The organism is Nocardioides dilutus (assembly GCF_054779555.1).
This window is the reverse complement of the sequence record NZ_BAAGYA010000001.1, coordinates 490,738-515,571: the sequence shown is the minus strand read 5'-3', so window position 1 is coordinate 515,571 and position 24,834 is coordinate 490,738. Positions and strand designations below refer to the sequence as shown.

29 protein-coding genes are annotated in these 24,834 nt (G+C 71.2%); 8 read left to right on the top strand and 21 right to left on the bottom strand.

The features are described 5' to 3' along the window. Nucleotides 1–11: 11 nt before the first annotated feature. The 4 genes from ACYVC6_RS02465 to ACYVC6_RS02450 all read right to left on the bottom strand — a co-directional run bounded on the left by ACYVC6_RS02465 (nucleotide 12) and on the right by ACYVC6_RS02450 (nucleotide 3,580). Nucleotides 12–620 carry a nucleotidyltransferase domain-containing protein gene (locus ACYVC6_RS02465; protein ID WP_460710617.1) on the bottom strand — a complete coding sequence of 203 codons (609 nt, stop codon included), beginning with the start codon at nucleotides 618–620 and terminating at the stop codon, nucleotides 12–14. 58 nt (nucleotides 621–678) lie between these two features. Next, on the bottom strand, nucleotides 679–1,254 hold the full coding sequence (locus tag ACYVC6_RS02460) for a TetR family transcriptional regulator (RefSeq protein WP_460710615.1): 576 nt from the start codon (nucleotides 1,252–1,254) through the stop codon (nucleotides 679–681). Nucleotides 1,255–1,264: 10 nt separating this feature from the next. Beyond that, a complete protein-coding gene (locus ACYVC6_RS02455) occupies nucleotides 1,265–2,734 on the bottom strand; it encodes a fatty acid desaturase (protein WP_460710613.1) in 1,470 nt (489 codons plus the stop codon). 72 nt (nucleotides 2,735–2,806) lie between these two features. Further along, on the bottom strand, nucleotides 2,807–3,580 hold the full coding sequence (locus ACYVC6_RS02450) for a maleylpyruvate isomerase family mycothiol-dependent enzyme (protein ID WP_460710611.1): 774 nt from the start codon (nucleotides 3,578–3,580) through the stop codon (nucleotides 2,807–2,809). A 55-nt stretch (nucleotides 3,581–3,635) separates the two neighbouring features. Between ACYVC6_RS02450 and ppgK the strand changes: the two genes are divergently transcribed. Then, nucleotides 3,636–4,385, top strand: a complete 750-nt coding sequence (gene ppgK / locus ACYVC6_RS02445; protein WP_460710609.1) for a polyphosphate--glucose phosphotransferase — start codon at nucleotides 3,636–3,638, stop codon at nucleotides 4,383–4,385. Here the strand turns inward: ppgK and ACYVC6_RS02440 are convergent. From ACYVC6_RS02440 to ACYVC6_RS02420, 5 genes are read right to left on the bottom strand one after another with little or no spacing between them, the layout of a single operon-like run. Further along, nucleotides 4,382–5,767 (bottom strand): malic enzyme-like NAD(P)-binding protein, encoded by a 1,386-nt coding sequence (locus ACYVC6_RS02440; protein ID WP_460710607.1) that lies wholly within the window; start codon nucleotides 5,765–5,767, stop codon nucleotides 4,382–4,384. The genes ppgK and ACYVC6_RS02440 overlap by 4 nt on opposite strands. Nucleotides 5,768–5,810: 43 nt before the next feature. Beyond that, nucleotides 5,811–6,302 carry an SRPBCC family protein gene (locus tag ACYVC6_RS02435; protein ID WP_460710605.1) on the bottom strand — a complete coding sequence of 164 codons (492 nt, stop codon included), beginning with the start codon at nucleotides 6,300–6,302 and terminating at the stop codon, nucleotides 5,811–5,813. A gap of 18 nt (nucleotides 6,303–6,320) precedes the next feature. Beyond that, nucleotides 6,321–6,971 (bottom strand): hypothetical protein, encoded by a 651-nt coding sequence (locus ACYVC6_RS02430; protein ID WP_460710603.1) that lies wholly within the window; start codon nucleotides 6,969–6,971, stop codon nucleotides 6,321–6,323. Further along, complete coding sequence (locus tag ACYVC6_RS02425; protein ID WP_460710601.1) at nucleotides 6,968–7,612, bottom strand: nitroreductase family protein; 645 nt, start codon at nucleotides 7,610–7,612, stop codon at nucleotides 6,968–6,970. Before ACYVC6_RS02425 ends, ACYVC6_RS02430 begins: the two co-directional genes overlap by 4 nt. 13 nt (nucleotides 7,613–7,625) lie before the next feature. Next, nucleotides 7,626–8,603 carry an SDR family NAD(P)-dependent oxidoreductase gene (locus tag ACYVC6_RS02420; RefSeq protein WP_460710599.1) on the bottom strand — a complete coding sequence of 326 codons (978 nt, stop codon included), beginning with the start codon at nucleotides 8,601–8,603 and terminating at the stop codon, nucleotides 7,626–7,628. A gap of 54 nt (nucleotides 8,604–8,657) precedes the next feature. Here ACYVC6_RS02420 and ACYVC6_RS02415 point away from each other — a divergent pair, with 54 nt between their 5' ends. Beyond that, nucleotides 8,658–8,999 (top strand): hypothetical protein, encoded by a 342-nt coding sequence (locus tag ACYVC6_RS02415; RefSeq protein WP_460710597.1) that lies wholly within the window; start codon nucleotides 8,658–8,660, stop codon nucleotides 8,997–8,999. 42 nt (nucleotides 9,000–9,041) lie between these two features. On the opposite strand, the gene ACYVC6_RS02410 is transcribed toward ACYVC6_RS02415, so the two are convergent. From ACYVC6_RS02410 to ACYVC6_RS02390, 5 genes are all read right to left on the bottom strand, one after another. Then, entirely contained in the window at nucleotides 9,042–10,085 is a 1,044-nt protein-coding gene (locus ACYVC6_RS02410; protein ID WP_460710595.1) for a hypothetical protein, read from the bottom strand. A gap of 105 nt (nucleotides 10,086–10,190) precedes the next feature. Then, complete coding sequence (locus tag ACYVC6_RS02405) at nucleotides 10,191–10,967, bottom strand: FAD:protein FMN transferase (RefSeq protein WP_460710592.1); 777 nt, start codon at nucleotides 10,965–10,967, stop codon at nucleotides 10,191–10,193. Beyond that, the gene (locus ACYVC6_RS02400; RefSeq protein ID WP_460710590.1) at nucleotides 10,964–11,404 is read right to left on the bottom strand and encodes an FMN-binding protein; all 441 of its coding nucleotides are present in this window, start codon (nucleotides 11,402–11,404) and stop codon (nucleotides 10,964–10,966) included. The genes ACYVC6_RS02405 and ACYVC6_RS02400 overlap by 4 nt, the downstream gene beginning before the upstream one ends. A gap of 4 nt (nucleotides 11,405–11,408) precedes the next feature. Beyond that, nucleotides 11,409–12,773: a ferredoxin reductase family protein gene (locus tag ACYVC6_RS02395; protein WP_460710588.1), complete on the bottom strand. Its 1,365-nt coding sequence runs from the start codon at nucleotides 12,771–12,773 to the stop codon at nucleotides 11,409–11,411. Beyond that, nucleotides 12,770–13,243, bottom strand: coding sequence for a hypothetical protein (locus tag ACYVC6_RS02390; RefSeq protein ID WP_460710586.1), 474 nt, complete (start codon nucleotides 13,241–13,243; stop codon nucleotides 12,770–12,772). Before ACYVC6_RS02390 ends, ACYVC6_RS02395 begins: the two co-directional genes overlap by 4 nt. A 116-nt stretch (nucleotides 13,244–13,359) precedes the next feature. On the opposite strand from ACYVC6_RS02390, the gene ACYVC6_RS02385 reads away from it, so the two are divergent. Together ACYVC6_RS02385 and ACYVC6_RS02380 are read left to right on the top strand one after the other, a co-directional pair. Continuing rightward, nucleotides 13,360–13,683, top strand: coding sequence for an ArsR/SmtB family transcription factor (locus ACYVC6_RS02385; protein ID WP_460710584.1), 324 nt, complete (start codon nucleotides 13,360–13,362; stop codon nucleotides 13,681–13,683). Further along, the gene (locus ACYVC6_RS02380; RefSeq protein ID WP_460710582.1) at nucleotides 13,680–14,147 is read left to right on the top strand and encodes an SRPBCC family protein; all 468 of its coding nucleotides are present in this window, start codon (nucleotides 13,680–13,682) and stop codon (nucleotides 14,145–14,147) included. Before ACYVC6_RS02385 ends, ACYVC6_RS02380 begins: the two co-directional genes overlap by 4 nt. 18 nt (nucleotides 14,148–14,165) lie before the next feature. Here ACYVC6_RS02380 and ACYVC6_RS02375 read toward each other — a convergent pair whose 3' ends face one another. Further along, entirely contained in the window at nucleotides 14,166–14,738 is a 573-nt protein-coding gene (locus tag ACYVC6_RS02375; RefSeq protein WP_460710580.1) for a dihydrofolate reductase family protein, read from the bottom strand. Nucleotides 14,739–14,820: 82 nt separating this feature from the next. Next, nucleotides 14,821–16,200: an MFS transporter gene (locus tag ACYVC6_RS02370; protein ID WP_460710578.1), complete on the bottom strand. Its 1,380-nt coding sequence runs from the start codon at nucleotides 16,198–16,200 to the stop codon at nucleotides 14,821–14,823. 77 nt (nucleotides 16,201–16,277) lie between these two features. Between ACYVC6_RS02370 and ACYVC6_RS02365 the strand changes: the two genes are divergently transcribed. Continuing rightward, the gene (locus tag ACYVC6_RS02365; RefSeq protein ID WP_460710576.1) at nucleotides 16,278–16,874 is read left to right on the top strand and encodes a TetR/AcrR family transcriptional regulator; all 597 of its coding nucleotides are present in this window, start codon (nucleotides 16,278–16,280) and stop codon (nucleotides 16,872–16,874) included. A 44-nt stretch (nucleotides 16,875–16,918) separates the two neighbouring features. On the opposite strand, the gene ACYVC6_RS02360 is transcribed toward ACYVC6_RS02365, so the two are convergent. Next, nucleotides 16,919–17,977, bottom strand: coding sequence for an NAD-dependent epimerase/dehydratase family protein (locus tag ACYVC6_RS02360; RefSeq protein WP_460710574.1), 1,059 nt, complete (start codon nucleotides 17,975–17,977; stop codon nucleotides 16,919–16,921). An 81-nt stretch (nucleotides 17,978–18,058) separates the two neighbouring features. Between ACYVC6_RS02360 and ACYVC6_RS02355 the strand changes: the two genes are divergently transcribed. Then, entirely contained in the window at nucleotides 18,059–18,700 is a 642-nt protein-coding gene (locus ACYVC6_RS02355) for a MerR family transcriptional regulator (RefSeq protein WP_460710572.1), read from the top strand. 112 nt (nucleotides 18,701–18,812) lie between these two features. Here the strand turns inward: ACYVC6_RS02355 and ACYVC6_RS02350 are convergent, their stop codons facing one another. From ACYVC6_RS02350 to ACYVC6_RS02335, 4 genes are all read right to left on the bottom strand, one after another. Further along, the gene (locus ACYVC6_RS02350; RefSeq protein ID WP_460710570.1) at nucleotides 18,813–19,766 is read right to left on the bottom strand and encodes a fumarylacetoacetate hydrolase family protein; all 954 of its coding nucleotides are present in this window, start codon (nucleotides 19,764–19,766) and stop codon (nucleotides 18,813–18,815) included. A 13-nt stretch (nucleotides 19,767–19,779) separates the two neighbouring features. Then, on the bottom strand, nucleotides 19,780–20,730 hold the full coding sequence (locus ACYVC6_RS02345; protein WP_460710568.1) for an MBL fold metallo-hydrolase: 951 nt from the start codon (nucleotides 20,728–20,730) through the stop codon (nucleotides 19,780–19,782). Continuing rightward, a complete protein-coding gene (locus ACYVC6_RS02340) occupies nucleotides 20,727–22,148 on the bottom strand; it encodes an amidohydrolase family protein (protein WP_460710566.1) in 1,422 nt (473 codons plus the stop codon). The genes ACYVC6_RS02345 and ACYVC6_RS02340 overlap by 4 nt, the downstream gene beginning before the upstream one ends. A 152-nt stretch (nucleotides 22,149–22,300) precedes the next feature. Continuing rightward, complete coding sequence (locus tag ACYVC6_RS02335) at nucleotides 22,301–23,191, bottom strand: LysR family transcriptional regulator (RefSeq protein ID WP_460710564.1); 891 nt, start codon at nucleotides 23,189–23,191, stop codon at nucleotides 22,301–22,303. A gap of 187 nt (nucleotides 23,192–23,378) precedes the next feature. On the opposite strand from ACYVC6_RS02335, the gene ACYVC6_RS02330 reads away from it, so the two are divergent. Both ACYVC6_RS02330 and ACYVC6_RS02325 read left to right on the top strand, forming a co-directional pair. After that, on the top strand, nucleotides 23,379–23,975 hold the full coding sequence (locus ACYVC6_RS02330; RefSeq protein WP_460710562.1) for a SigE family RNA polymerase sigma factor: 597 nt from the start codon (nucleotides 23,379–23,381) through the stop codon (nucleotides 23,973–23,975). Beyond that, a complete protein-coding gene (locus ACYVC6_RS02325; RefSeq protein ID WP_460710560.1) occupies nucleotides 23,968–24,795 on the top strand; it encodes a hypothetical protein in 828 nt (275 codons plus the stop codon). Before ACYVC6_RS02330 ends, ACYVC6_RS02325 begins: the two co-directional genes overlap by 8 nt. The last annotated feature ends 39 nt before the right edge of the window (nucleotides 24,796–24,834 follow it).

Genomic DNA, 24,834 nt, shown 5'->3' with positions numbered 1-24,834 from the left:
TTTGCGGGCGTTCACTCTTGACCTCGCATCTTCCGGCGCAGCCATCGTCGCGAACCGAAGACCGTCCACCCATGTTCGATGACGTCCTCAAGAACCGGTTCACCTGAAACGATCTGCTGCTCTGTCAAGTCGAGGATTCGAGTGTCGTTCCCTGTCCAGGCCGTGATTCGCTGGGACAACTGGGCAAGTTGCGAGTCCCAAACCACGAACGGAGTGCTCGCTTCTCGCACGACGAGAACGTCGATGTCGCTTGTCTCTTTCATGCTCCCTTGGGCCATGGATCCGAAGACAGCGGCATACACCGGCGGCTCGACCCAGGTCCGTAGATGCGACTCGACACGATCGATGAAGGTCGACTGCAGTCGCGCGATCTGAATGACGGCGTCGGCGGCCAGATGTTGTCGATTGAGCTGGTACCCCGTCGCTGTGCCGAGAGTCCTCGTCTCCACAATCCCTTGGCGATCAAGGCGTTTGAGTACACGCCTGATGCCCTCGTCCGAGAAGGGCAGCAGCTTCGCAAGTTGCCCCGTCGTAAAGGCAGCGTCAGCGAGAGCCAACACATTGAGAACCCGGCCGTCCAGCGTGGGCGTGATGAGCGCGAACGGGTTCTGGAACTCCACGCGAAGAGGATACCAACTATTGTTGGGGTACTCCCAGATTTCTTGGACATCCCCAAGTTTACTTGGCGTCGAGTACGCGCGACGCGATCCACGCGATGTCAGCCGCCGTCTCCGCGGGGCTGCCGGAGGGCTGCATGACGTGGCTGAGCACGACCCGGACCACCATGTCGATGGCCGCGTCGAGCCGGTCCGGGGACAGCCCGACGGCGTAGGGCTCGACCCGGGCGGCGACCACGGTCTTGGCGGCGGTCAGCAGGGACTCGGCGTGGGTGGTCAGCAGCGGCAGCAGCTCGGTGTCGGCGCCATGGGTGGCCGAGACCACCGCGTGCAGCAGCCGGTTGTCCTGGGCGTTGAGCAGGACCTGCTCGGAGGCGGCGCCGATCGCGGCGACCAGGTCGGTGGGGTGGTCGTCGAAGGCCACGCTGACGACGCCGAGGAAGCGGTCGAGCTCGCGCAGGATCATCGCCTCGGCGAGCCGTGGCTTCGAGCCGATCTCGTTGTAGACCGTCTGCCGGCTGACCCCCACCTCGTCGGCGAGCCGGGCCATGGTCACCGCGGACCAGCCCACGTCGGAGGTGAGCACGACGGCCGCGTCGATGATGCGCTCGCGCATCGTCAACGGCCGGGTGCTCACAGCCGTCACGCTATGCCACGACCTCCCGGTCCACCGGGACGAAGTCGACCTTCTCGCGGACCCCGCAGTCCGGGCAGCACCACGAGTCGGGGATGTCGGCCCACGCGGTGCCGGCGGCGAAGCCCTCGTGCTCGTCACCGCTGTCGACCGAGTAGGTGTAGCCGCAGCCCGGGCAGCGGGCCGCCAGCACCTCCACCTGCTCGAGCGCGGCGACGCTGATCGCGTCCGCGTGCGACTCGACGGTGTCGTCGACCGGTGGCGGGTACGCCGCGAGCAGCCGGTCCCGTTTGCGCGGGGAGAGGTTGGCCAGCCGCAGGTCGCCCTTGTAGTGCGCGAGCACCCGGGGGTCCATGACCCGGCGGTAGACCGGCGGGATCAGCGCCAGCACGATCATCCCGGCGTAGCCGGTCGGCAGCACCGGCGACTCCTCGAAGTCACGCAGCGCCTGGTAGCGCCGGGTCGGGTTCGCGTGGTGGTCGCTGTGCCGCTGCAGGTGGTAGAGCAGCACATTGGTGGCGATGTTGTTGGAGTTCCACGAGTGGGTGGGGTCGACGCGCTCGTAGCGCTGCCGCTCACCGACACCGACCTTCTGGCGCAGCATCCCGTAGTGCTCCATGAAGTTGACGATCTCCAGCAGCGAGAAGCCGACCACGGCCTGGACCACCAGGAAGGGCAGCACCTCGACACCCAGCCAGGCGACCAGCGCGCCCCACAGGACACCCGACATCAGCCAGGCGTTGAGCACGTCGTTGCCGATCCGGAACGGGTGCTGCTGCTTGCGGGCGTAGCGCCGCTTCTCCAGCCGCCAGGCGCTCTTGAGCGAGCCGACGACCGTGCGCGGCCAGAACTGGTAGAAGTTCTCGCCCATCCGCGCGCTGGCGGGGTCGTCGGGGGTGGCGACCCGGACGTGGTGGCCCCGGTTGTGCTCGATGTAGAAGTGGCCGTAGAACACCTGTGCCAGCGCGATCTTGGAGAGCCAGCGCTCGTGGCTCTCCTTCTTGTGACCGAGCTCGTGGGCGGTGTTGATGCCGATGCCGCCGATCACGCCGATCGAGATGGCCAGCCCGACCTTCTCCCAGAGCGCGAGCTCGCCACCGCCGAAGAACGGGTCACCCTCGACGATGAGGTACATCGCCGCCGGGAAGGCGACGTACTGGATCGGCAGGAAGAGGTAGGTGATCCAGCGGTAGTACTTGTCGTTCTCCAGCGCCTCGATGACGTCGTCGGGAGGGTTGGAGCGGTCGAGGCCGGCGACCAGGTCGATAAGGGGCACGACGACCAGCACGACGACCGGGCCGATCCAGAACCACAACCCCGACCACTGCGTCGAGCCGGTGGCCAGCCAGCCGGCGTAGCCGGCGAAGAACAGCGAGGGCACGACCAGCCCGATCAGCCAGAGGTAGCGCTTGGGGTCCGTCCAGTTCTCCGTGGAGCTGGCAGAGACGGTGCTGTTGGGGATGCTGCTGGCGGTCGTGTCCATCGAGCGGGCCTCCGTGGTTGGTTTACAGGAGGGTGCCAGATGTAAAGTCGTTTGACAAGAGGGTCGGGAATGTCAACCCCAACGCACGGCCGTGAGCTGGCGCCAGTCGCCGTCCTCCGGACCGGCCGGGGCGCTGCGGTTCCAGAGCCGCAGGTAGAGCTCGACGGCCGAGCCGGTGACCTCCCAGTCGGGGTCCACCGCTGCGTCGTACGCCGCCAGGTGCCGCGACACCACGGCCGGGTCCGGCCCGAGGGCGACCTCCCACCACTCGGGCGCGTCGTCGGGGGCCACGACCAGGAGGGCCTCCTCCTCGCACCGCAGCCGCGACCTGGGCCGGGCGAGGAACCCGCCCAGCAGCTCGTCGATGCCGTCGAGCGCCACCACCGGGTCGATCCAGGTCTCGTCCGGGCGGGGAGGCCGGCCGAGCGAGGCCGACAACGCGTCGACGGCATGGATCGTCGTCTCGTGACACTGCCGCCGCGCCCAGAACGCCCGCGGCGGCGGGGCGTCGTTGAGGAAGACCGGGGCGACCAGGTCGGCGGGCGCCTGCGTGACGGCCCGGGCCACCTCGAGCGCACCCTCGCGCAGCCACCCGGCGAGGTCGCCGCTCGCCCGGCCTTCGGTCTCGAACGCCGCGACGTCGGCGTCGTCGGGCCGCTCACCACGCACGAGTGCCGCGGCCCAGCGGTGCACCATGCCCTGGTGGGCGACCAGATCGCGCAGGGTCCAGTCGGGGCAGGTCGGCACCGGCGCGGCGGGCTCGGACCGGCCGAGGCAGCCGACGAAGGCCGCCACCGCCTCGCGGAGGCCGCCGAGGTGCTGCTCGGGCGTCAGGCTGGTGGGCATCCCGCGAGCGTGTCACCCGAGGCCCGGCGAGAGCGAGTGGGTTTAGCGTGCTGGCATGGACCTGCCGTTCGGCATCGACTTCGGCGGCTCGGGCATCAAGGGCGCCCCGGTGGACCTCGAGACCGGTGACTTCGCTGCCGAGCGGGCCCGGATCGAGACCCCGCAGCCCTCCACGCCCGAGGCGGTGGTCCGGGTCCTGGTCGAGCTGCTGGCCCGGTTCCCCGCCTCGTCGGCCTCGGTGGGGATCACCGTGCCCGCCGTCGTCCGGCACGGCGTGGTCAGCTCGGCCGCCAACATCGACGACACCTGGGTCGGCACGGATGCCGACGCGCTCTTCACCGAGGTCACCGGGCGCGACGTGCACATCGTCAACGACGCCGACGCCGCCGGACTGGCCGAGGTGCGCTACGGCGCCGCGCGCGGCCACCCCGGCCTGGTCATCCTGACCACGCTCGGGACAGGCATCGGGTCGGCCCTGGTCAACGACGGCGTGCTGGTGCCCAACACCGAGCTCGGCCACCTCGAGATCGAGGGGTACGACGCCGAGTCACGCGCCGCAAACAGCGCCCGGGAGCGGGAGGGCCTGACGATGGAGGAGTGGGCCGGGCGGCTCCGCATCTACTACCGGACCCTCGAGATGCTCTTCTCCCCCGACCTCTTCGTCGTCGGCGGGGGCATCAGCAAGCGCGCCGGGGAGTTCCTGCCGCTGCTGCGGATCGACACCGAGATCGTGCCCGCCCAGCTGCTCAACAAGGCGGGGATCGTGGGGGCCGCTCTCTACGCCAGCGAGGGTCGTCGCCCCTAGGAGGCGCCCTGGCCGCCGCGCACCGCCGCGGCGACCGCCTTGGGCACGTCGGGGTGGAACACCGTGGGGATGATGAAGTTGGGGTTGAGCTCCTCGTCGCGGACCACGTGCGCGATCGCGTCGGCGGCACGCAGCAGCATGTCGATCGTGACGTCGTGGGCCCGGGCGTCCAACAGGCCCCGGAAGACGCCGGGGAACGCCAGCACGTTGTTGATCTGGTTGGGGTAGTCCGACCGACCGCTGGCGACGACCGCGGCGAACTTCTCGGCCTCGACCGGGTCGACCTCGGGGTCGGGGTTGGCCAGCGCGAACACCACTGCCTGGTCGGCCATGTCGGCGATCCACTCGGGCTTGAGGACGCCCGGGGCGCTGACCCCGATGAACACGTCGGCGTCGTGGAGGGCGGTGTGCAGGTCACCGCGCACGTGTCGCGGGTTGGTCACCTCGGCGAGCTGACGGTGAGCGGCCGAGAGGCCCTCGTCGCCGGCGCAGATGGCGCCATCGCGGTCGCAGACGACGACGTCGGTCGCCCCCGCGGCGAGCAGCAGCGTGACGATCGCGGTGCCGGCCGCCCCGCCGCCCGACACGACGACGCGGATGTGGGCGAGCTCCTTGTGCACCACCCGGAGCGCGTTGGTCAGCGCGGCCAGCACGACGATGGCCGTGCCGTGCTGGTCGTCGTGGAAGACCGGGATGTCGAGGCTCTCGCGGAGCCGGCGCTCGATCTCGAAGCAGCGGGGCGCCGCGATGTCCTCGAGGTTGATGCCGCCGAAGCCTGGGGCGATCATCTCGACGGCCTTGACGATCTCGTCGGTGTCCTGGCTGGCCAGGCAGATCGGCCAGGCGTCGATGTCGGCGAACCGCTTGAACAGCGCTGCCTTGCCCTCCATCACCGGCAGCGCGGCACCAGGTCCGATGTTGCCCAGGCCGAGCACCGCGGAGCCGTCGGTCACCACGGCGACCGAGTTGCCCTTGATCGTGAGGCGGCGTACGTCGTCGGGGTTCTTCGCCAGCGCCATGCTCACCCGACCGACGCCCGGGGTGTAGGCCATGGACATGTCGTCCCGGTTCCTCAGCGGCACCTTCGAGCTGACCTCGATCTTGCCGCCGATGTGCAGCAGGAACGTGCGGTCGCTGACCTTGTAGACCTCGACACCGGCCACCGCGTCCACGGCGATCTCGAGCTCGGCGGCGTGGTCGGCGTCGCTCGCCGAGCAGGTGACGTCGACGACCAGGCGCTCGCGCGTCGACTCGGCGACGTCGATGGCGGTGACTACACCGCCCGCAGAGGCGATCGCCGTGGCGACCTGTCCCACCACCCCGTGGTCGGGCAGCGTGTGCAGCCGCATGGTGATCGAGTAGGACGAGGCGGTGACGGACACGCCAACACCCTCGTGCCCGGGCGGTGCTACGAGCAAGTAACGGTCACATTGGTCGCTGCTCGGCCCCCAGATGGGCGAGCAGGTTGGCGGAGAACCGGTCACCCATGCTGTCGATGACCCTACCCATCGCCGCCTTCACCGCGCCCCGGGCGACGCCGGGCAGCGGGAGGTCGAGGGAGATGGTGAGGTCGGTGACCAGGGCCGTGCCGCCACCCTCGTGCTCCGGCACGGGCGACAGGTCGTACCAGCCCTCCACGGACGACTTCTCGCGCACACCCGTGGGCGGGTCGTGGTGGAACTCGATGCGGTCCGGCTCCTTGAGGACCATCCGCTCGGTGAAGGCCGGCGCGACGCTCCTGCCCAGCACCTCGAGACCACCCATCTCCCAGCGCCAGTGCTCGCCGTCGGCGCTGATCCGCTTGACGAACGGCGTGAAGCCGGCGACCAGGTCGGGGTCGACCAGCACCTCCCAGATGTCCTGCTGCGGGGCGAGCACGACGGCCTCGGCGTGGGTGTTCGCGGAGAAGATGGTCATGGCGGCCCAGGTACCCGCTCAGGCGACCATGTAGCCGACGGCCCGCACCGGCTGCTGGTAGCCCGCCGGGTTGGCGTAGCCGTCCAGCAGCACCCGCACCCGGCGGTCGCCGAGGTCGAGCACTACCTCCTCGTCCCCCAGCTCGGCCACCTCGCCGCTGACGACGTATCGCAGGCCCGAGATCCGGTCGAGGCGCGACCCCGGTGGGCAGCGCTCGAGGTCCTCCGTGGCCCGCAGCACCAGCTCGACCCGCAGCGCGCCGCGGAAGCGGAGCATCAGCACGACCATCGCGACGAGGAAGACGTCGGCCAGCACGGTGACGACCAGGCCGAGGCGGCTGGTGATCTGGCCCTCGACGATGAAGGAGCCGCCGTCGTCCGACAGGACCCGGACGTCGAGCTGCTTGGTCTCCCGAGCCTCCTCGTAGGTCGCCGAGTCGACCTCCGCCACGGCGTTCTCGAACGGCTCGCGGCGCCCGTCACCCGGCACGGTGAACACGACCAGCAGGTCGCCACCGAGCTCGCGGGTCTCCGTGACCTCCGCGACGACGTCCACTCCCGACCGCTCCACCTGCCACCGGAGGAAGCTGCTGTGCAGCAGCGGGAAGTTGATGACGAAGGCGATGAACGCGACCAGCGCCACGCTCAGCCACTTGCGCGCGCCGCTCACGAGGCGTCTCCGGTCACCCCGGTGAGCCCGGCCCAGGGGGTGCCCCACCGCTCGCCGTGGGCGCGGGCCGACAGCGGCTCGCGACGCCGGACCCGTCGGTCGCGCTCGGCGTCGCGCTCGGAGACGTCGGCCGGGTCGCCGGGCACGCCGACCGCGATGCCGGTCAGCAGCCGGACGAAGTCCGGGACCCCGAGCTCGGCGGCGACGGCCTCCTTGTCGAAGCCGGCGAACTGGTGCGCCTCGAGCCCCATCGCCCGGGCCTGGAGGGTGACGTGGGCGGCCGCCTGGCCGGTGTCGTAGTCGGCGTACCTCGGCTTGTAGCCGCCCTCGCCCCGTTCGTCGGGGGCGAACTGCGCCCCGGCAATGAGCACGAGAGAGGCCCGAGGCACCCAGCCGGAGTTGCCCGTGGTCAGGTGCCTCACCAGCACCTCGTGGCTCCGGCTGCCGCGCTCGGCCACCACGAAGTGCGCCGGCTGGGCGTTGCCGCAGCTGGGTGCCCAGCGGCCCGCTGTGAGCAGCAGCGCGATCTGGTCGGGCTCGAGCACGTGGGTGTCGTCGAAGACGCTGACGCTCCGGCGCGAGCGCATCGGCTCGGCGAGGCTGTCCTGCGCGCCCAGGTCGGCGGCCCCCGAATCGGTCACGGCCGCCAGTGTGTCACCAGCCGGACGAGGTCCCTGTCGCCTCGCTGACCCACGCGAGGAAGCGGCGTACGTCGTCGGCCCGGGGCGCGTGGCGGCCGCCCAGCGTGACGGGCCGCTGGACCCGGTCGTGCCAGAAGTGCGGAGGCGCCGACGGCGGCCTGGTGGCCACCAGCCAGACCGCGGTGTCGGCGCCGTCCTCGGAGTCGCGCAGCACCGGCCTGCTGATCATGTTGAACGTCGGCAGGTGGCTGGCCACCCCCGGGGTCGCGACCCAGCCGGGGTGCATCGACTCGACCCGCACGTCCTGGTCCTCGAGCCGGCGTGCCCAGGCGTCGGCGAGCACGACCTGCATCCGCTTGGTGCGGGCGTAGGCCCGGACGCCGTTGTAGTCGCCACCCTTGTCGACACCGCGGGACTCGTAGCCGTCGACGTCGCCCGGCAGGCCGGCGCCATACATCCCGCCACTGCTCATCCACACCACGCTCGCGCCCTCGGCCGCCACCAGCGCCGGCTGCAGCAGCTCGGTCATCAGGTGCGGGCCGAGCACGTGCACGGCCAGGCCGAGCTCGTGGCCCTGGGCGCTCTCCCGGCGCTCCTGGGTCATCGTCCCGGCGTTGTGGACCAGCCCGTGCAGCGCCGGCACCCGGGCCGCGAAGGCCGTGGCCCAGGCGCGGACGGCGTCGAGGTCGCCGACGTCGCAGACCTCCTCCACGACCTCGGCCGTGGGCCGCTCCAGCCGCAGCTGCCGCGCCACCCCGCCGAGCTTGCCGGCGTCGCGCCCGAGCACGTGGACCGTGGCCCCGAGGTCGACGAATGAGCGCGCCATGGCCTCGCCGATGCCCGATGTCGCGCCTGTGACGAGCACCCGCTTGCCGGCGAGCGCGTTCGGCTCCGGGTCGGCGGGCCACCACCTGCGGCGCAGGGCCGACCCGACCTTGCTCCAGCCGAGGACCACCGACCGGTCGAGGACGGTGTCCAGGAGGTTCGCCATGGCTCCAGCCTGGCCGGGTGCTCCAAGCCGGGCCCCCAGGAGGACACTGGAGCCGTGGAGAACCCGGCACCGGTCAAGCGCGCGCGTCACCTGATGGACCCCAACAACCCGGTCCGCCCGGTCAACGACCGCGCCCTGACCAACGTCCAGCGCTGGGTGGCCTCGGTGCTGGCAACCACGACGATCTTCCACCTGGCCGCGGGGCTCGTGATCGCGGCGGTGTTCATGGACGACGGCAACCGCGTCTCCCAGATCGGGCTGTGCGTCATCGCGGGCGCGTTCGGGATCATCGCCATCGCGGTCGGGCTCCTCATCCACGGGCGCCGACCGATCAGCCCGTGGTCGGTCCTCGGCCTGCTGCCCACCGCGGTCGGGCTGTTCCTGATCCTGCGCTGACCGGGATCGGGCCGGCCGCAACCTCCGGCTGACGGACGGGACTCATTCGGCGAGGATCACCGGAGGCGGTGCGTAGTACGTCGAGTCCGGCGGCAGGGGCACCTGCCACAGCCTGGAGGCCCGCTCGCAGCTGCCCGTCAGGTCGCACCTGATGACTGCAGCCGTCCCGGCCTCGCTCTGCGCCAAGGTCAGGAAGTGACCGTCGTCCTCCCAGACCGCGCTCCAGTCGAGGCGTCCAGTGACCCGCGACAGGGGGTCTCCGGTGCTGCCGTCGGCGACCCACCACCTGTCCGTCCCGGCGGCATCGAAGTAGGTGTGGGTCGACAGCACGTGGGTGCCGTCCGGTGACCACTGGTGCGGTCCGCGGCGACACGTGCGCCACAGCGTGCGCGACGGCTTGGAGAGCACGGCGACCCGGACACAGGCGTCGTTGTCCGGAGACGTCGTGAACACGACCTTGTCGTGCCCGACGTCAGCCCGGATCGCGGCCTGGTCGTGGATCCGGCGGAGCCGGTCGCGCCGGAAGTCCCACCAGACCGTCGCCGGGTCGCGCCAGTGGGTGCGACGCCCCAGCAGCACCTGCTCAGTGGTCACCGCCACGAGGGTGGCCAGTCGCAGCGTCCGGCTCCCCAGCACCCGCCCGCTCCTCGGGCGCTCGACCGTCACGCGGGTCCACTCGCCCAGGCTTCCTGCGTTCTGCTGGACCGCCACCAAGCGTCCGCCGTCCTCCACCGCGACGCCGATCCAGTTCCGCGACTGCGCGACGAGCCGACGCTCACCGGTCCGGTCGATGAAGACGACCCGGATCAGCCCTCGCGGCCCGACGTTGTAGTCCCGGACGACGTAGCCGCCCTTGACGACCCACAAGGCGTCGTGCTTCCCGCGACGGGTCGCCGGTATCCGGAGGTCCCCGTCCCTGATGGTGTCCCCGACCAGGTACGCCACGGCCGGGTCCTCACCGCGCGGCAAGGCACCGGGGTCGACGCTGGTGCTTGCCACAGCGGTGGAGGGCTGGACGACCAGGGCCGCGGCCATGACCGCCGCGGTCGCCTGCATCACCACACGGAAGACCAGATCGGACCGCATGCCGCACCCTCCTCCTCAACGGCGCCAGGTGTTCATGGTCGATCCCGTGTCTCCTGGATCACAGGGGCCAAGGTCCCGCGCGGAACCGCGAAGGACCTGGGACTCTCAGGCGGCCCCGAAGAGATCGCGGCGACCGTCCGCCCGGACCACCAGGCCGCGGCGGCCCGGCCGGGTGCGCAGCCAGGCGAGCGCGCCCTCGTCCTGCGCGAACGCCGCTGTCGCATCGACGTCGGCCCACGTCAGGTTGGCGTGAACGACCGTGACCGAGGCGATCCGGCGCGGGGCGCGTCCGCTGCGCGGGTCGACGACGTGGTCCCCGCGGTGCACCGCGCCCGAGGTCGCCACCGCACCGGTGCGGAGGGGAACCACCGCGACCACCCGGGCCGGGTCGTGCGGGTCCTCGATCCCGATCCTCCAGTCCGGCGAGTCCTCGCGCGACACGTGGCAGACCACGTCGCCGCCGACCGACAGGCTGAAGTCCGTGCCGGGAAGCAGTCGCAGCACCCGGGCGGCCCGTTCTGCCGCCCAGCCCTTGACGACACCGCTCGGGTCCAGCACCGCAGTGCCGTCGGGCCCCGGCCGGCGTACGTCGAAGGCGCCGCCGGACTCCCGCCGCGCCCGCTCCCCGATCGCCAGCACCTCGGCGACTTCGGGCGGACAGTCGGCGACATCGATCTCGCCACGGGCCAGGCGGCTGACGTACGAGTCGGCCCGGTAGGTGCTGAAGACCCGGTCGACGTCCTGCAGGGTGGCCACCGCCTCGGCCCACGCCCCTCGCCCCCGGGCGTCGTCGGCGTGCTTGCCCCGCAGCGCCAGGCTGACGGGCATCCCCATGACGTGGGCGACCTGCCGGTGCACGGGGAGGCTGGTCGCGGTGCTCACAGGCCCGCCTGGTCCAGCGCGGACTGCAGGGAGTCGGTGTAGCCGACGCTGGTCACGGTCGCGCCGCTGACCATGTCGATGTCAGCGCTCTGGGCGGCGAGCGTCTCGTCGACGAGGATCGGCAGCGCGTAGTTGTTGATCTCCACGTCCTTGCCGTTCTCGGACGGATACTGCACGACCTGCACCGAGGTGATCGTGCCGTTGTCGGTGGTGACCTGCACCTGCACCGGGCCCCAGCGGGTATGGACCGTGTCGCCGGTGACCGTGGAGCCCGAGGTGCCGCCCGTCCCCGAGGTGGTGGTGGTCGACGTCGTCGACAGGCTGGAGCCGATGGGCTGCTGCGCGGGGGCGGCGACCCCGGACGTCGAGGTGTGGTAGCCGAAGAGCAGCACCAGCGCCGCCGCGGTGCTGGAGGCCCACAGGACGATCCGCCTCATCGGGTCACCACCGGAAGCTCTCGACGTGCAGGTGCCGGGGCGGCAGCCCGGCGGCCACCGCGACCTGGCCGACCTCGCGGGCCCAGGCGTCGGGGCCACAGACGAAGACGTCGCGCTCGGCCAGGTCCGGGACGTGGGCGAGCAGGTCGGACGGCGCGGTGCCCGGTGCGTTGCGGTGTCCGGGCACGCCCACCACGTCCAGGCCGCGCTCGGCCGCGATCACCGCGATCTCGCGCGCGAACAGCGGCTCCGCGGCGTACCGCTGGACGAGGACCGCGTCGCCGGGTGCGTACGCCAGTCCCTCGGCCAGCGCCCGCAGCGGCGTGATGCCGACGCCGGCGCCGACCAGCGCTACCTTGCGCCGGGTGCGGACCCGTTCGGTGAGGCGCCCGTAGGGACCCTCGAAGAGCGCGCGGGTGCCCGGGACGAGCCGCGCCAGCGCCCGGCTGCCGTCGCCGAGGTCCTTGACCGTGATCCGCAGGCTGCTGCCGTCGGGGGCCGCGGACAACGAGTAGGGGTGGGCCCGTGACCAGCCGGGACCGGCCAGGAAGCGCCACGTCAGGAAGTGGCCGGCCCGGACGGGGAGTCGCTCCAGGTCGCGACCGGTGACGTAGACCGACACAACGTCATCGGTCTCCCGGACCACCGAGGTGACCCGCAGGTCGTGCCGCCACGACCGGTAGACCGGCACGCCGATCCGCCAGACCAGGATCGAGCCCGCGGCGAGCGCCCAGGCTCCCCACCAGAACGCCGTCCGGACGGGGTGGGCGGTGAACTGCTCACCGGTCCACAGCTGGTGCGGCAGCGCCAGCCCCACCCCGAGGTAGGCGTAGAGGTGGAGCAGGTGCCAGGACTCGTAGCGCAGCCGGCCACGCGCCGCCTTCACGCTGGTGACCACCACCATGACCAGGCACAACGTGCCGGCCAGGGCCAGCAGCATCCCGGGGTAGTCGACGGTCAGGTCCCAGAACGTTCCGGGGCTGCCGCCGATCGAGCCGCCGGCGTACCCCACCGTGATCAGGCCGAGGTGGGCGAGCATCAGGTTGAACGACGTGAACCCGACCAGCCGGTGCAGGCGGGCCAGAGCGTCCTGGCCGACCGCTCGCTCGAGCACCGGCACACGGGCCATCAGGACCACCTGGGCGAGCAGCAGCACACTGGCGAGCAGCCCGGTCAGCTGTCCGGTCGAGGTGAACACGGCGCCGCCACTCAGCGAGGCGGACCACCCGCCGTCGCCGATCCACCAGGCCGTCACCAGGCCGAGGGCGCCGGTCAGCAGCGCCCCAGCGCCGACCCGGACCATCGCGTCGGTCCGGGTCCGGTCGAGCAGCACCGACACAGCAGCCGGCCGCATGTCCAGGACGGTCATGTGTCCGAGCCGTCGCGGCCGTCGTCGCCGTCGTCGTCCCCCTCGCCGAAACCGGGCCGGTCGCCATCGCGGTCGCGGTCGCGGTCGAGGTCGCCGGGGAACCCGGCGCCGCCGGGCGGGAAGCCGACCTGCTGGTGATTTCCGGGGCCGTCCCAGTCCTCATCGCCGGCAGTGGCCCGTCCGACCGCGAACCCGCCGACGCCACCGACGAGCAGCACCGCGGCCGCGACACCCGCGACGACCACCCGGGCTCGCGTGAAGGGCGAGGTGTGGCTCGACGGTGGCATCGTCGCCGCGGCCGGCTCGTGGCCGGGCTCGTCGCCGGGCTCGGTCGACGCGTCAGTCGGCTCCCAGCGGTTGCCGCTGTGGTCGGGCTCCGGACTGCTCGGGTCGGGAGTGCTGTTCTCGGGGCTGCGGTTCTCGGGGCTGCTGTTCTCGGGGCTGTTCTCGGGGGTCGTGTTCTCGCTCATGGGACGAGCGTGCGGACGCCGGCTGAGCGAGCACCCTGCCGGACCTGTCAGTCCCCTGTGAACCGAAATAGGTGACCATATTGACACGTGACAATGTAGTCACCTAACCTCCCCGTGTGGACGGCGAGGACCTGGTGTTCAAGGCGCTGGCGGACCCGACCCGCAGGCTCCTCCTCGATCGCCTCTTCGAGCGCGACGGGATGACGCTCGTGGAGCTCGAGGCCGAGGTCGTCGACCTCACCAGGTTCGGCGTGATGAAGCACCTGCGGGTGCTCGAGCAGGCCGGTCTCGTCGTCACGCGCAAGCAGGGGCGCCACAAGCACCACCACCTCAACCCGGTGCCGATCCGGCTCATCTACGAGCGTTGGATCGACAAGTACCGCGACCGGAGGGCGACGGCGCTCCTCGATCTCAAGGACCACGTGGAAGGAGTCCGATGACCAGCCCGACCGAGACCGTGCTGACCACCCAGGTCTACCAGCTCTACATCAACGCCTCGCAGGAGAGGGTGTGGGAGGCGATCACCGACCCGGCGATGGTGGCGAAGTTCTTCCACGGCGCGCGCGTCGAGTCGACCTACGAGGTCGGCACCAAGCTCCGCTTGGTCTCCCCCGACGGCGATCAGGTCTGGAACGACAACTCGATTCTCGAGTGCGACCCACCGCGTCGGCTCGTGCACACCTGGCGGAGCCTCTATGACCCCGACCTGGCCGCCGAGCCCGAGAGCCGCGTCACCTGGGAGGTCGAGGAGCAGCCCAGCGGCATCACCAAGCTGACGCTCGTCCACGACCTCCTCGAGGGCTCGCCGAAGACGGCCGCCAACGTGCGCGGGTGGTCCTACATCCTGAGCAGCCTCAAGACGGTGGTCGAGACCGGCTCGCCGCTGCCGCCGACTCAGGCGTGACGGCGCCCTCTGACTCCCCTACCGGACGACGTCATAGACGAGCTTCTGGACGCCGTTGCCGTAGGACTCGCTATCGATCAGCTCGAGGCGCTGCTTCTCGCGGTCGGTCTCGCTGAACAGGCGCATGCCGGCGCCGAGGAGGAAGGGGAACACCAGCAGGTGGTAGCGGTCGACCAGGCCGGCGTCGGAGAGCGCACGATGCAGCGAGGCGCTGCCGTGCATGCTGATCGGGCCACCGTCGGTCTCCTTGAGCTCGGCTACCTCGTCGACCGACCGCAGGATCGTGATGTCGCCCCAGTCGGTGACCAGGTCGTCCTCGGAGAGGGTGGTCGAGACGACGTACTTGGGCAGCCCGTTGTAGCGGCGCTGGAAGAAGTCGACCTTCGGCCAGACCGGCGCGAACGCGTCGTAGCTCGCCCGGCCCAGGAGCATCGCGGTCGCCTCCTCCATCTCGCGTTCCTTGAGCGAGTAGGCCTCCGGGTCTTCGGCGACCTGGAAGGTCCACCCCGAGTGGCGGTAGCCCGGCTCGCCGCCGGGTGAGTCGACGACGCCGTCGAGGGAGATGAAGTGGGTCGAGATGAGAGTGCGCATCGTGTTGTCCTTCCTCAGCTGCGAGTTGCGGTTGTCGTGCGGTGGGCTGTGCGGGTGGTCGGAGCGGGAGTCGTGATGGTGGTCATCGGGTCCTCCCAGGGATCACCGCGGCGGCCACGACGGCGGAGCCGGCTGCCACGGCCGCGGCCACGAGGTAGCCGCGCTCGAAGCCGCTCCCGGTGCCGGCGATCAGGCTGGCCGCGGCGACCCCGGAGACCACGGCCGCCCCCAGGGAGGAGCCGAGCTCGTGGCTGGTGCTCAGCACGCCGGACGCCACCCCGGCCTCCTCGGGTGCGACCTGGCCCAGGGCCGTGGCTGCGGCCACGACGAACAGGGCACCCAGACCGGCCGAGCCGACGCTCACCGCGACCACCGTGGTGACCGTGCTCAGGCTGACCGCCGGCACCGACAGGCCGGCGGCGGCGACGAGCAACCCGGCGACGCCCATCGGCCGCGCACCGGTGCGCCCGATGAGCCGGCCACCGACGGTGGCTCCGGCCATCGTGGCCAGTGCTACCGGCAGGAACAGCAGGCCGGTGGCCAGGGGACCGTGGTCCTCGGCCTCCTGCAGGTAGAAGGTGCCCAGGAAGAACACCGCGACCATCAGGCCGGTCGTCACGAACAGCACGAACGTGCCGGCCAGCACCGGGCGGCGCATGAGGAGCCGTGGGTCGACGAGAGGCGCGGCGGCACGGGTCAGGCGGAAGGCGAAGACGGCGTACGTCGCCACGCCGGCCGCGAGCAGGCCGAGCGTCGCAGCGCTTCCCCAGCCGCGCTCGCCCGCGCCGATGAACCCGTAGATCACCAGGAGCGTCGCGGTGGTGACCAAGGCCGCACCGACGACGTCGACCCGTGCTCCTGCGGCCCAGGGCGGCATCGGCGGCAGGAGCCGCTGCAGCCCGACGACCAGGACGACGCCGACCGGCACGTTGACGAAGAACACCCACTCCCAGCCAGGGCCTGCGGTGAGCACCCCGCCGACGAGGACGCCGACGGCGGCGCCCACGCCACCGAGCGAGGACCAGATGCCGAGCGCCTTGTTGCGCTCCTCTCCGTCGAAGAGCCGGACCACCACCGAGAGCGCGGCCGGTGAGAGGAGCGCGGCGCCGACGCCCTGGGCGACCCGGCCGCCGACGACGAGCTCGCCCGACGGCGCGAGCCCGACCCCCAGGGAGGCCAGCGTGAAGAGGCCCAGACCGGTCAGGACCAAGGGTCGCGGGCCGAGGATGTCGGCCGCCCGGCCGGCCAGCAGCATCAGGCCGCCGAAGGCCAGCGTGTAGGCGCTCATCACCCAGGTGAGTGCCTCCCGGCCCATGCCGAGGTCGGCTCCCATGTCGGGCATCGCCACGGTCACGACCGTGATGTCGAGGATCAGCATGAACTGCGCGACGGCCAGCAGCCCGAGAGCCTGCCAGCGACGCGGGTGGGCGCCGAGCGCCGCGTCCTGCGGTGTGGTTGTCATGGTGTGCTCCAGAGATAACTCGAACAGTGGTGTTCAAGTTGTAGCACAACTCATATACGGGTGTACAGTTTGTTGTCGTGACCTCCACCACGACCCCGGCCCCCAAGCGCGCCGATGCCCGCAAGAACATCGCCGCGATCCTGGACGCCGCCACGGCCTGCCTGGCCGTCGACCCCGACGCGAGCATCAACGAGATCGCCGCCGCGGCCGGCGTCGGGCGGGTGACTCTCTACGGACACTTCGCGAACCGAGCCGATCTCGTCGCACAGGTCGTCGAGCGGGCCATGGAGCGCTCGAACGCCGAGCTCGAGGCGGTCGACCTCGAGGGCGACGTCCGCGAAGCCCTCGGTCGGTTGCTGGAGGCCAGCTGGCACGTCACCCACCGCTACGGCGGACTGGTGCTGGCCGCCCAGGCCGCCCTCCCGGAGCGCGACCTCCGCGAGGCGCACGACAAGCCCGCCCAGCGGGTGCTCAAGCTCCTGCGGCGCGGCCGCCGCGAGGGCAGCGTCCGCACGGACATGCCCCTGGACTGGCAGGTGACCACCATCCAGGGCGTCATCCACGCCGCATCGGGCGCCGTGCACCGGGGCGAGCTGCCGGCGGAGCGGGCCCCGGGACTGGTCAAGGCCACGGTCATGGCGGCGCTGACGCCGCCCGGTCAGCCGGTGCCGTAGCTGTCGGTCGCTGCCGGGATGGCGGTGGCCCGCGAGCTGCTCGGTTACGCGTTGGTGCGGGTGGGCGTCAGCGAGCCCACCCGGTACGTGGCGGGCAGGTGCCCGGCGTCGACCAGCCACGTCAACGTGTCTCGCAACGACTCCTCCAAGGGGCGAGCCCGGACCCCGAGCTCCTGCTCCGCCGGTGAGGTGTCGAACCGGGTGTTGCGAGCACCCACCTCCGCGCCTTCCCGGTCCGCGGGGTAGCGCCAGCCCTTGGGCAGGAGGCGATGGAGCACATCGATCGGGGCCGTGGCCGCCGGCACGGCCCAAGCCGGGAGGCTGACGTGCGGGCGTCGTCTTCCGATCGCGGCGCCGACGATGCGGTACAGGTCGTCGCCTGTCATGTGGTGTCCCGGCACGACGTACCGTCGCGGCCCTCGGCCCGGTTGCAGGCAGGCCGCGACGAGCGCAGCGGTGTCGCGCACGTCGACTGTGTGCATGCCCCCGGCCGGCCAGATGGGGAAGAGTCCGCGGGCGATCCAGGCCAGGCGTGTTGCCTGTTCGCCCAGGTAGGGGTCAGCCGGTCCGTAGACACCTCCGGGATACACCGACACCACTGAGGCCCCTCGCTCCTGGAGGCCACGGGCCACGCGCTCGGAGGCGATCTTCGACCGGGAGTAGGGGAGGTCGAGGTCACCCAGCGGGAGGGAGTTGTCAGTCCCGGCACGTCGCAGGAGCGTGACGGTGCTGGAGATGTGGACGACTGGATCGCACCCTGCCTCGACGGCGGTCTCCAGGACCGTCCGGGTCGCACGTTCGTTCGTGGCGAGCATCTCCTTGGCCCTGCGTGGGTCGAGACTGAAGAGCGCCGCGGCGTGGACGACCGCGTCGCACCCGTCGAGCGCCCTGGCCACCGACGCGGAGTCGAGGAGGTCGACCACCATCACGTCGTCGGGCACGACATCGCGCCCGGAGAAGGTCTTGGCCACCTGCTCGGGTCGGCGTACCGCCAGACGCACGCCATGCCCGGCTTCGAGCAGAGCCGAGGTGATCCAGGAGCCGACGAAGCCGGTCCCGCCGGTGACCAGCACCTTCCGCAGAGGATCTGTTGAGCGTGGCATGACGCACACCTCCAGTAGATAGCAGTACTCTCTAGCAAGAAAGTGGCACTATCCATGTGGCGTGTCAAGAGGGAGGATCGCGTGCGGGTCTCCGAGCTGTCGGAGGCAACGGGGGTTTCCGTTGCCACGATCAAGTACTACCTGCGCGAGGGGCTCCTGCCTGCCGCGGACAAGCGCGCGGCGCGCCTGGCGGAGTACGACGAGCGGCACGTCCGTAGGCTGCAGCTGATCAAGCTGCTCCGCGAGGTCGGCGACATCCCGATCGAGGGCCTCAAACGGCTGGTCGCAACCGCCGAGCACACCGACGTCCCGATCCACGGCGTGTTCGCCTTTGCGGCCGACGCCCTCGCCCCGGCCCCGCCTCCCGCCGGCCAGCTGCGTCCGGTGACCCGTGCGCTGGCCGACCAGGTCATCGCCGCGGCGGGATGGACCAATGTCCGGCCGGACAGCCCTGATCGGGAGAACCTCGCGGCCACCCTCGAGCTCATCGCGTCGTACGACACCCACCCGCGCGACCCGGCGGAGATCGAACCGTACGTGCGGTTCGCCGACCAGATCGCCCGCTACGAGATCGGTCACCTCGACGACACCAAGGACCGGGTCGGGTTGCTCGAGGAGATGGTGGTCGGACAAGTCGTGTTCGGACAGGTCCTCGCGACGCTTCGCCGACTGGCCGAGGAGCACCACAGCCTGGAGCGATTCGGAGAGGACTACCGGGACTGACCTGGCAACCTGCGTCACAGCGCGGCGCTTGGAGGGAGATGTCAGCAGGATCCGCTCGTAGGACCGCCCGGGGAAGGCTTGGGTCGGCCGCACCGAAGCGACCCAGAAAGGCTCACACGGGTCGACGCCGGCGCCGTGCCGGCGGGATCGGGCGGGGCTCGACGCCCCCGACGATGCGGGTGCTCATCGTCCCGAGCTGCTCGACCGTGACGGTGACCAGGTCTCCCGGTCGCAGAGGGGGGTGGGCGTCGAATCCCTGGCGACCCCAGAGCTCGGCGAGGCAACCGCCGCCGCAGGTCCCGGAGCCGAGGATGTCGCCGGGGCGGACGTCGGTGCCGCGCGAGGCGTAGGCGACCATGTCGGCGTAGGAGAAGGCCATCGAGGACCACCGGTCCTCACCGAGGCGCCGACCGTTGATGTCGACGGTCATCGCGAGGTCGTAGGCCGTGTCTGTGCGCCACGGTTCCAGCTCGTCGGGCGTGACCAGGACGGGTCCCAGCGTGGTGGCGGTGTCCTTGCCTTTCGTGGGGCCGAGCCGGACCTCCATCTCGGCGAACTGCAGGTCCCTGGCGGACCAGTCGACGAGGATCGTGTATCCCGCGATGTGCTCATCGGCGTCGGCGGGGTCGATGTCGCGGCCGGGGCGGCCGATCACCGCGGCCACCTCCAGCTCCAGGTCGAACAGCTGGCTGCCAGGCGGGACGGGCACGTCGTCGTGCGGCCCGAGGATCGCGTAGGGGTTGGTGAAGTAGAACGCCGGAGCCTCGTACCAACGCGGCGGCACGGAGGCGCCGTCCCCCGCGAGGAGGGCAACCCCTTGCACGTGGCGCTCGAACGTCATGAAGTCCCGCACCGTCGGCGGGTCGGGAATCGGCGCCCGCAGACGTACGTCGGCTAGCGGAAGCACCGCCTCGGGATGAGCGAGCGCATGGTCGCCGGCTTCGCGAAGCGTGCCGTCAGCGAGGTGGTCGCGCAGCGCGGCACCCGCTGGGAGCGCGTGGACGAAGTCGCCGGCAAGAACGCCGACCCGGTCGCCGCCGACGTCGGCGTACGTCACGAACCTCATCTGATCCTCTCCCTCACACCCACGTGTGCATGGGTCGTCCGAGCCACGCGATGGCGTCGCTGAAGGCAGCGGCGAGGTCCAGCTCGCGACCCGCGCGGTCGGCGTAGAGCCGGTGCAGGTTCAGCACGATCCGCTCCGCGTCCGCCCAGCCGGCGAACTCGCCGAGGTCCGCCTGCCTGGCCGCCTCCAACGGAGACAATCCCCGCGCCCGCCCGTGCTCTGCTGTGTCGAGCAGGAACCGGTAGTACTGCCGGTGCTCGTCCAGCACCTCGTCGATGGCCGACCCCGTGAGGACCGGCCCGTGGCCCGGGACCAGGACCTCTGGCGAGAACGCCGCCACCCAGTCGACCGCGGCGAGCGCGCCGGTCACCGATCCCATGAACACCAGCGGCGTGAGCCCGGCGAACACGAGGTCACCGGAGAACAGGACATGCTCGTCCGGGAGCCAGGCGACCAGGTCGCCCGTGGTGTGCGCGGGAGTGCCCGGATGCAGCAGATCGACCCGGCGGTCACCGAGGTGGATCGTCAGGGCGGACTCGACCGTGAGGTCCGGCAGCCGCCTCGTGACCGCACCCCAGTCCGGAACGGGGTCCCACAGCGGCGGACACCCGTCGATCACCGGGTCGACGCGGAGTCCCTCGCGCATGTTCGCATGGCCGAGGAGCACCGTGGTGGCCGGCAGGAGGCTGTTGCCGTACGCGTGGTCGCCATGCTGGTGGGTGTTGGCCGCGAAGCGCACGGGCAGCCCGCCCGTCGCGGCGTGGACCGCGTCGAGGAAGCGACGGGTGCGGGCTTCCGTGGCGCAGGTGTCCACGACCAGGAGGGTGTCGCCGCCGGCGATCGCACCGGCGTTGTTCACCCACCAGGAGCCGTCGGGCTGGACCCACGCATGCACGCCCGGGCAGAGCTCTTCCAACCTCCCGGCTCGCGGCCCAGCCAGTGCGGCGCCGGGACCGGCGCTCACGCCGACAGGTTGGCCGACGCGAGGTCGCGGATCACCGCGAACCCACCGGACGGCACGGGTGGAAGCACCGGTACGGCGGCCCGGACCCGCTCGAGGACGTCCGCGGCGGAGGTGTCGGCCCGGGTCAGCAGGGCGGGCAGGTCCACGTCGATCATCATGCCGTCCCGCTTGACCACACGTCCCGCGACGAGCACCGTCCGCACGTCCGAGGTCGTCGTCTGGAAGATCAGCGTCCCGGCAGCGTCGACCACCGGGTGCTGCGACGTACCCGGACCGCCGACGATGATCAGATCAGCCTGCTTCCCGGGCGTGAGGCTCCCGATCCGGTCGCCGAGGCCGATCGCATCGGCGGCGTTCACCGTCGACCAGCGCAACGCCTCGAGGGCGGTCGTCGAGACCCTTTCCGGGTCTGCACCCGCAAGGTTGATCGCCTCGGTGTCGGCCCAGCGCTTGAAGCCCAGGCCCTGGCGCAGCTGTGCGAAGAGGTCGCCGGTGTTGAGCGAGATGATGTCGCACGACAGGGTCGGGGCGATCCCGTGCCGCTCACAGGCCGCGAATGCCGGCCGACCCATGCCCATGTTGAGCTCGGTCTCCACCGAGATGGAGACCTTCGCGCCGCGACGGGCCAGTACCTGCCACTCGTCCTCGGTGAGGGTGTTGCAGTGCACGTGCACCTGGTCCGGCCCGATCAGCCCCGCGGCGTCCAGCTGGCGGATGCCGTTCGGGAGCCCCCATACGCAGCCCGTGTGGGCGACCTGGATCGCCGAGCGCTCCCGGGCCGCGGCGACCTCGGCCGCCGTGGCCGACAAAGGGATGACGCCCACCTCGGTCAACGCCACGCCGAGCGTCACGAGTCCGCCCGGGGAGGAGAAGTACTGGTCCGCGACCCGCGCCAAGTCCTTCAGACGCGCGCCGTGCTCGGCGAAGTACGGCGGCGACATCGGGCTGGACTCGAAGAACCCGTATCCGAACACTGCCCGGATCCCGGCATCCAGGAGCCCGGTCACCGCCGCGTCGGCGTGCTCCGGGGTGTTGTTGCAGTGCGAGAAGTCCAGGATCGTCGTGACCCCGGACTCCAGCGCATCCACCGCCCCCAGCAGGTTGCCCAGGTGCACGTCGTCAGGCGTGTAGGCCGGGGAGACCGAGAACCGGACGCCGAACAGGTAGTCGGTCAAGGTCCAGTCGGCGCACAACGCCCGCATCTGCGTCTGCCAGGTGTGCCGGTGGGTGTCGATCAGCCCAGGGGCGACGATCTGCCCGGTTGCGTCGATCACCTCCGCATCCATCTCGCCCAGCGAGGGCTCCACCGCCACGATCACGCCGTCCTCGATGAGCACGTCTCCCTGCGACAGCTGGCCGATGTCCGGGTCCATCGACACGATGTGTCCGCCCCGGACGAGAGTTCGTTGAGTCGCCACGCCCGACCACCTGCTCTGGATTGACGCCTGTGCACGGCCGGTCTGCGACGGCCGTCGCGAGGAGTTCAGCAGGTTCGGGCGTGGGGATCATCAGCCAAGAATGTTGTGATCTCCGATGCGCACGCCTGGGTTCCCGTGCGTCGACCCGGCCCTCAAGCCGAGTCGGCCAGCGGCCAGACCGCGTCGGCGGAGCGAACGACCGCCGCTGCGCGCCTGAACGCGGACACTGCCGGCCGATCGTCTCCGCTGCGCGTCGCGAGGGCCACCCGGACCGGAGGTCCCTCCACCGGCACGAATCGGACATCGGGACGCGGGTAGTACTGGGCGGCAGCGGCGGCATGCAGCGACACCCGCCCGGTTGTAGCCACCGCCGTGGGGATCCCAGCGGGGTAGCGCACGCTCCGCGCGCCGGCGCCCGCCGCGGGACCCATCCAGGAGCGCAGCATCGGCTCGTGCGTGGCGACGTCCAGCCAGGACAGCCCGTCGAGGTCCCCGATGGCGAGGTACGGCGCCTCGCTGAGCGCGCAGGAAGCCGGCAGGACCGCAACCCGCGGCGACGCCAGGACCGGTTCGAGGTCCAGCCCGTCGAGGTCGCCGACGAACTGCACGATGGCCACGTCGACGTCACCTCGCCGCAAGGCGTCGTACTGGTCGACCAGGTCGAGGTCGCGGTACTCGAGCGTCAGGTCGTGCTGCTGCACGTCCACCGCACAGCGAAGCGCCTCCCAGCGATCGCCCACACCGAACCCGAGGATGCCCACGCGGAGAGCGCCGGTCGCTGGTCGGGCCTCCTCCGCGGCGATCTGGCGCAGCTGGTCGAGCTCGCCCAGAACGGCCCGCGCCCGCTCGACGAACCGCACCCCGGCCGAGGTCAGGCTCACTCGGCGGCTGGTCCGCTCGAACAGCCTCACCCCCAGCTCCCGCTCAAGGCGTTGCACGTGCTGACCGAAGGGCTGGGCGGAGATGAAGTGCCGGCTCGCCGCCCTGCCGAAGTGCAGCTCCTCGGCGAGCGTGACCACGTAGCGCAGCGCTCGAATGTCCATCAGCCCTCCGTCACGAGCCACCCCGAACATCAAGGTGCACTGAGGATACGCGGTGCAGCATGCCCAAGGCAGATGGTCGGAGGCGGCTGGACGTGGTCGAGGGACGCGGCTTCGACCTGACGGGACATTAGGCTGGGTTCGTCGAACCGCCGCGGCGGTGGCAGGTCCGGCGTAGCCGCCGGATTTCGTGTGGATCTTCGGGAACCCGGCCGGCCGCTGGGGAGTCGTCGTCTCGATGACCGCCTGGGAGATGGCCATGTCCGAGATCCGCGTGCGCGAGGGCCGGGACGGCTTCGTGCGCCCGCAGGTCACGCTGAGCGAGGCGTTCGAGGGCAGCTACCGGAAGCTCGTGGTCCAGCTCTACGGGGTGATCGGGGACTTTGCGGAGGCCGAGGACGTGGTCCAGGAGGCGTTCGTTCGTGCCGCAGCGGCGGGCCGCCGGTTCACTCGCGCGGACAACCCCGAGGCCTGGCTTCGCACCGTGGCGATCAACCTGCACCGCAGCCGGTGGCGCAAGCTGCGCAACTTCGGGCGGATCAAAGAGCGGCTCGCGGAGCCCGTCGACGCTCCCGACCTCGACGACCGGCTCGACGTGATCGACGCCCTCCGCCGACTGCCCGACGATCAGCGGGAGGTCGTTGCCCTGCATCACCTCGCCGACTTGGCGGTCGATGAGATCGCACGCACGCTCGGGATCCCCGAGGGAACGGTGAAGTCCCGGCTGAAGCGCGGACGAGACGCGCTGGCGGCTGACCTGTCCAGGGAGGAGAGGGACCATGTCTGAGGACAAGCTCACGCAGTTCCGGGAGCGGGCAGCAGCCGGGGTCAGGCTGCCGGACCTCGACGCGTTGGCGCGGCGCGGCGCCGCGCGGCGCCAGCGGCGCATCGCAGCGACGGCGGTCGCCACCGTCGCGGCGGCCGGAGTGATCGGGTTCGCAGTCCTCCAGCTGCCCGGAGACGACCGATCCGACGGATCGCACCTCGTCGACCAGCCATCCGAGGACGCGTCCCCCGGGGCACGGGCTCTCTCCGACGGTGTGACCCTCGAGCCGGGCATCCCGGCGTACGACGAGTTCCAGCTGTCGACCGGCGGGACGGTGCGGGTGGAGCTCGCGACGCCGGCCGAAGGATGGTTCGCGCACCTCGGCAACCCCGAGCGAGGGCTCAACGTCGGCCCGGACAACGACTGGACCGGGCTGCTCTGGTCCGAGGCGACCGGCGTCTACGAGCAGCGATGCGAGGACACGTCGGGTGCGGAGGAGCGGATCGTCCCGATGACGGACTCGCTCCGGCCGTTGCTCGACAAGGACTGGGTGACCGTTGTCCAGCAGCCCTCCGCGGACACGCTCGGCGGTCGCGAGGCCCAGCACGCCGTGCTGGTCGTCAAGGCGTGCGGCGGCGACCTCCCGGCCCCCCTCGCGACCGGCGGCGTGAGGGGGGCACTGCCGGGCGGCGCCGAGTTCGACATCTGGCTGGTATCGCTGCCCGAGGCGGAGACCGCGATGGTGGTGTGGGACCCCACCGGCGACGGATCGGATGCTGTCCGTCAGCAGTGGGACCAGGTCGTCGACTCGCTCGAGATCACCGTCGAACCAGCCCCCTGATCCCGGGAACCCGGCCCCCCGCTCGGGAGTCGTCCTCGC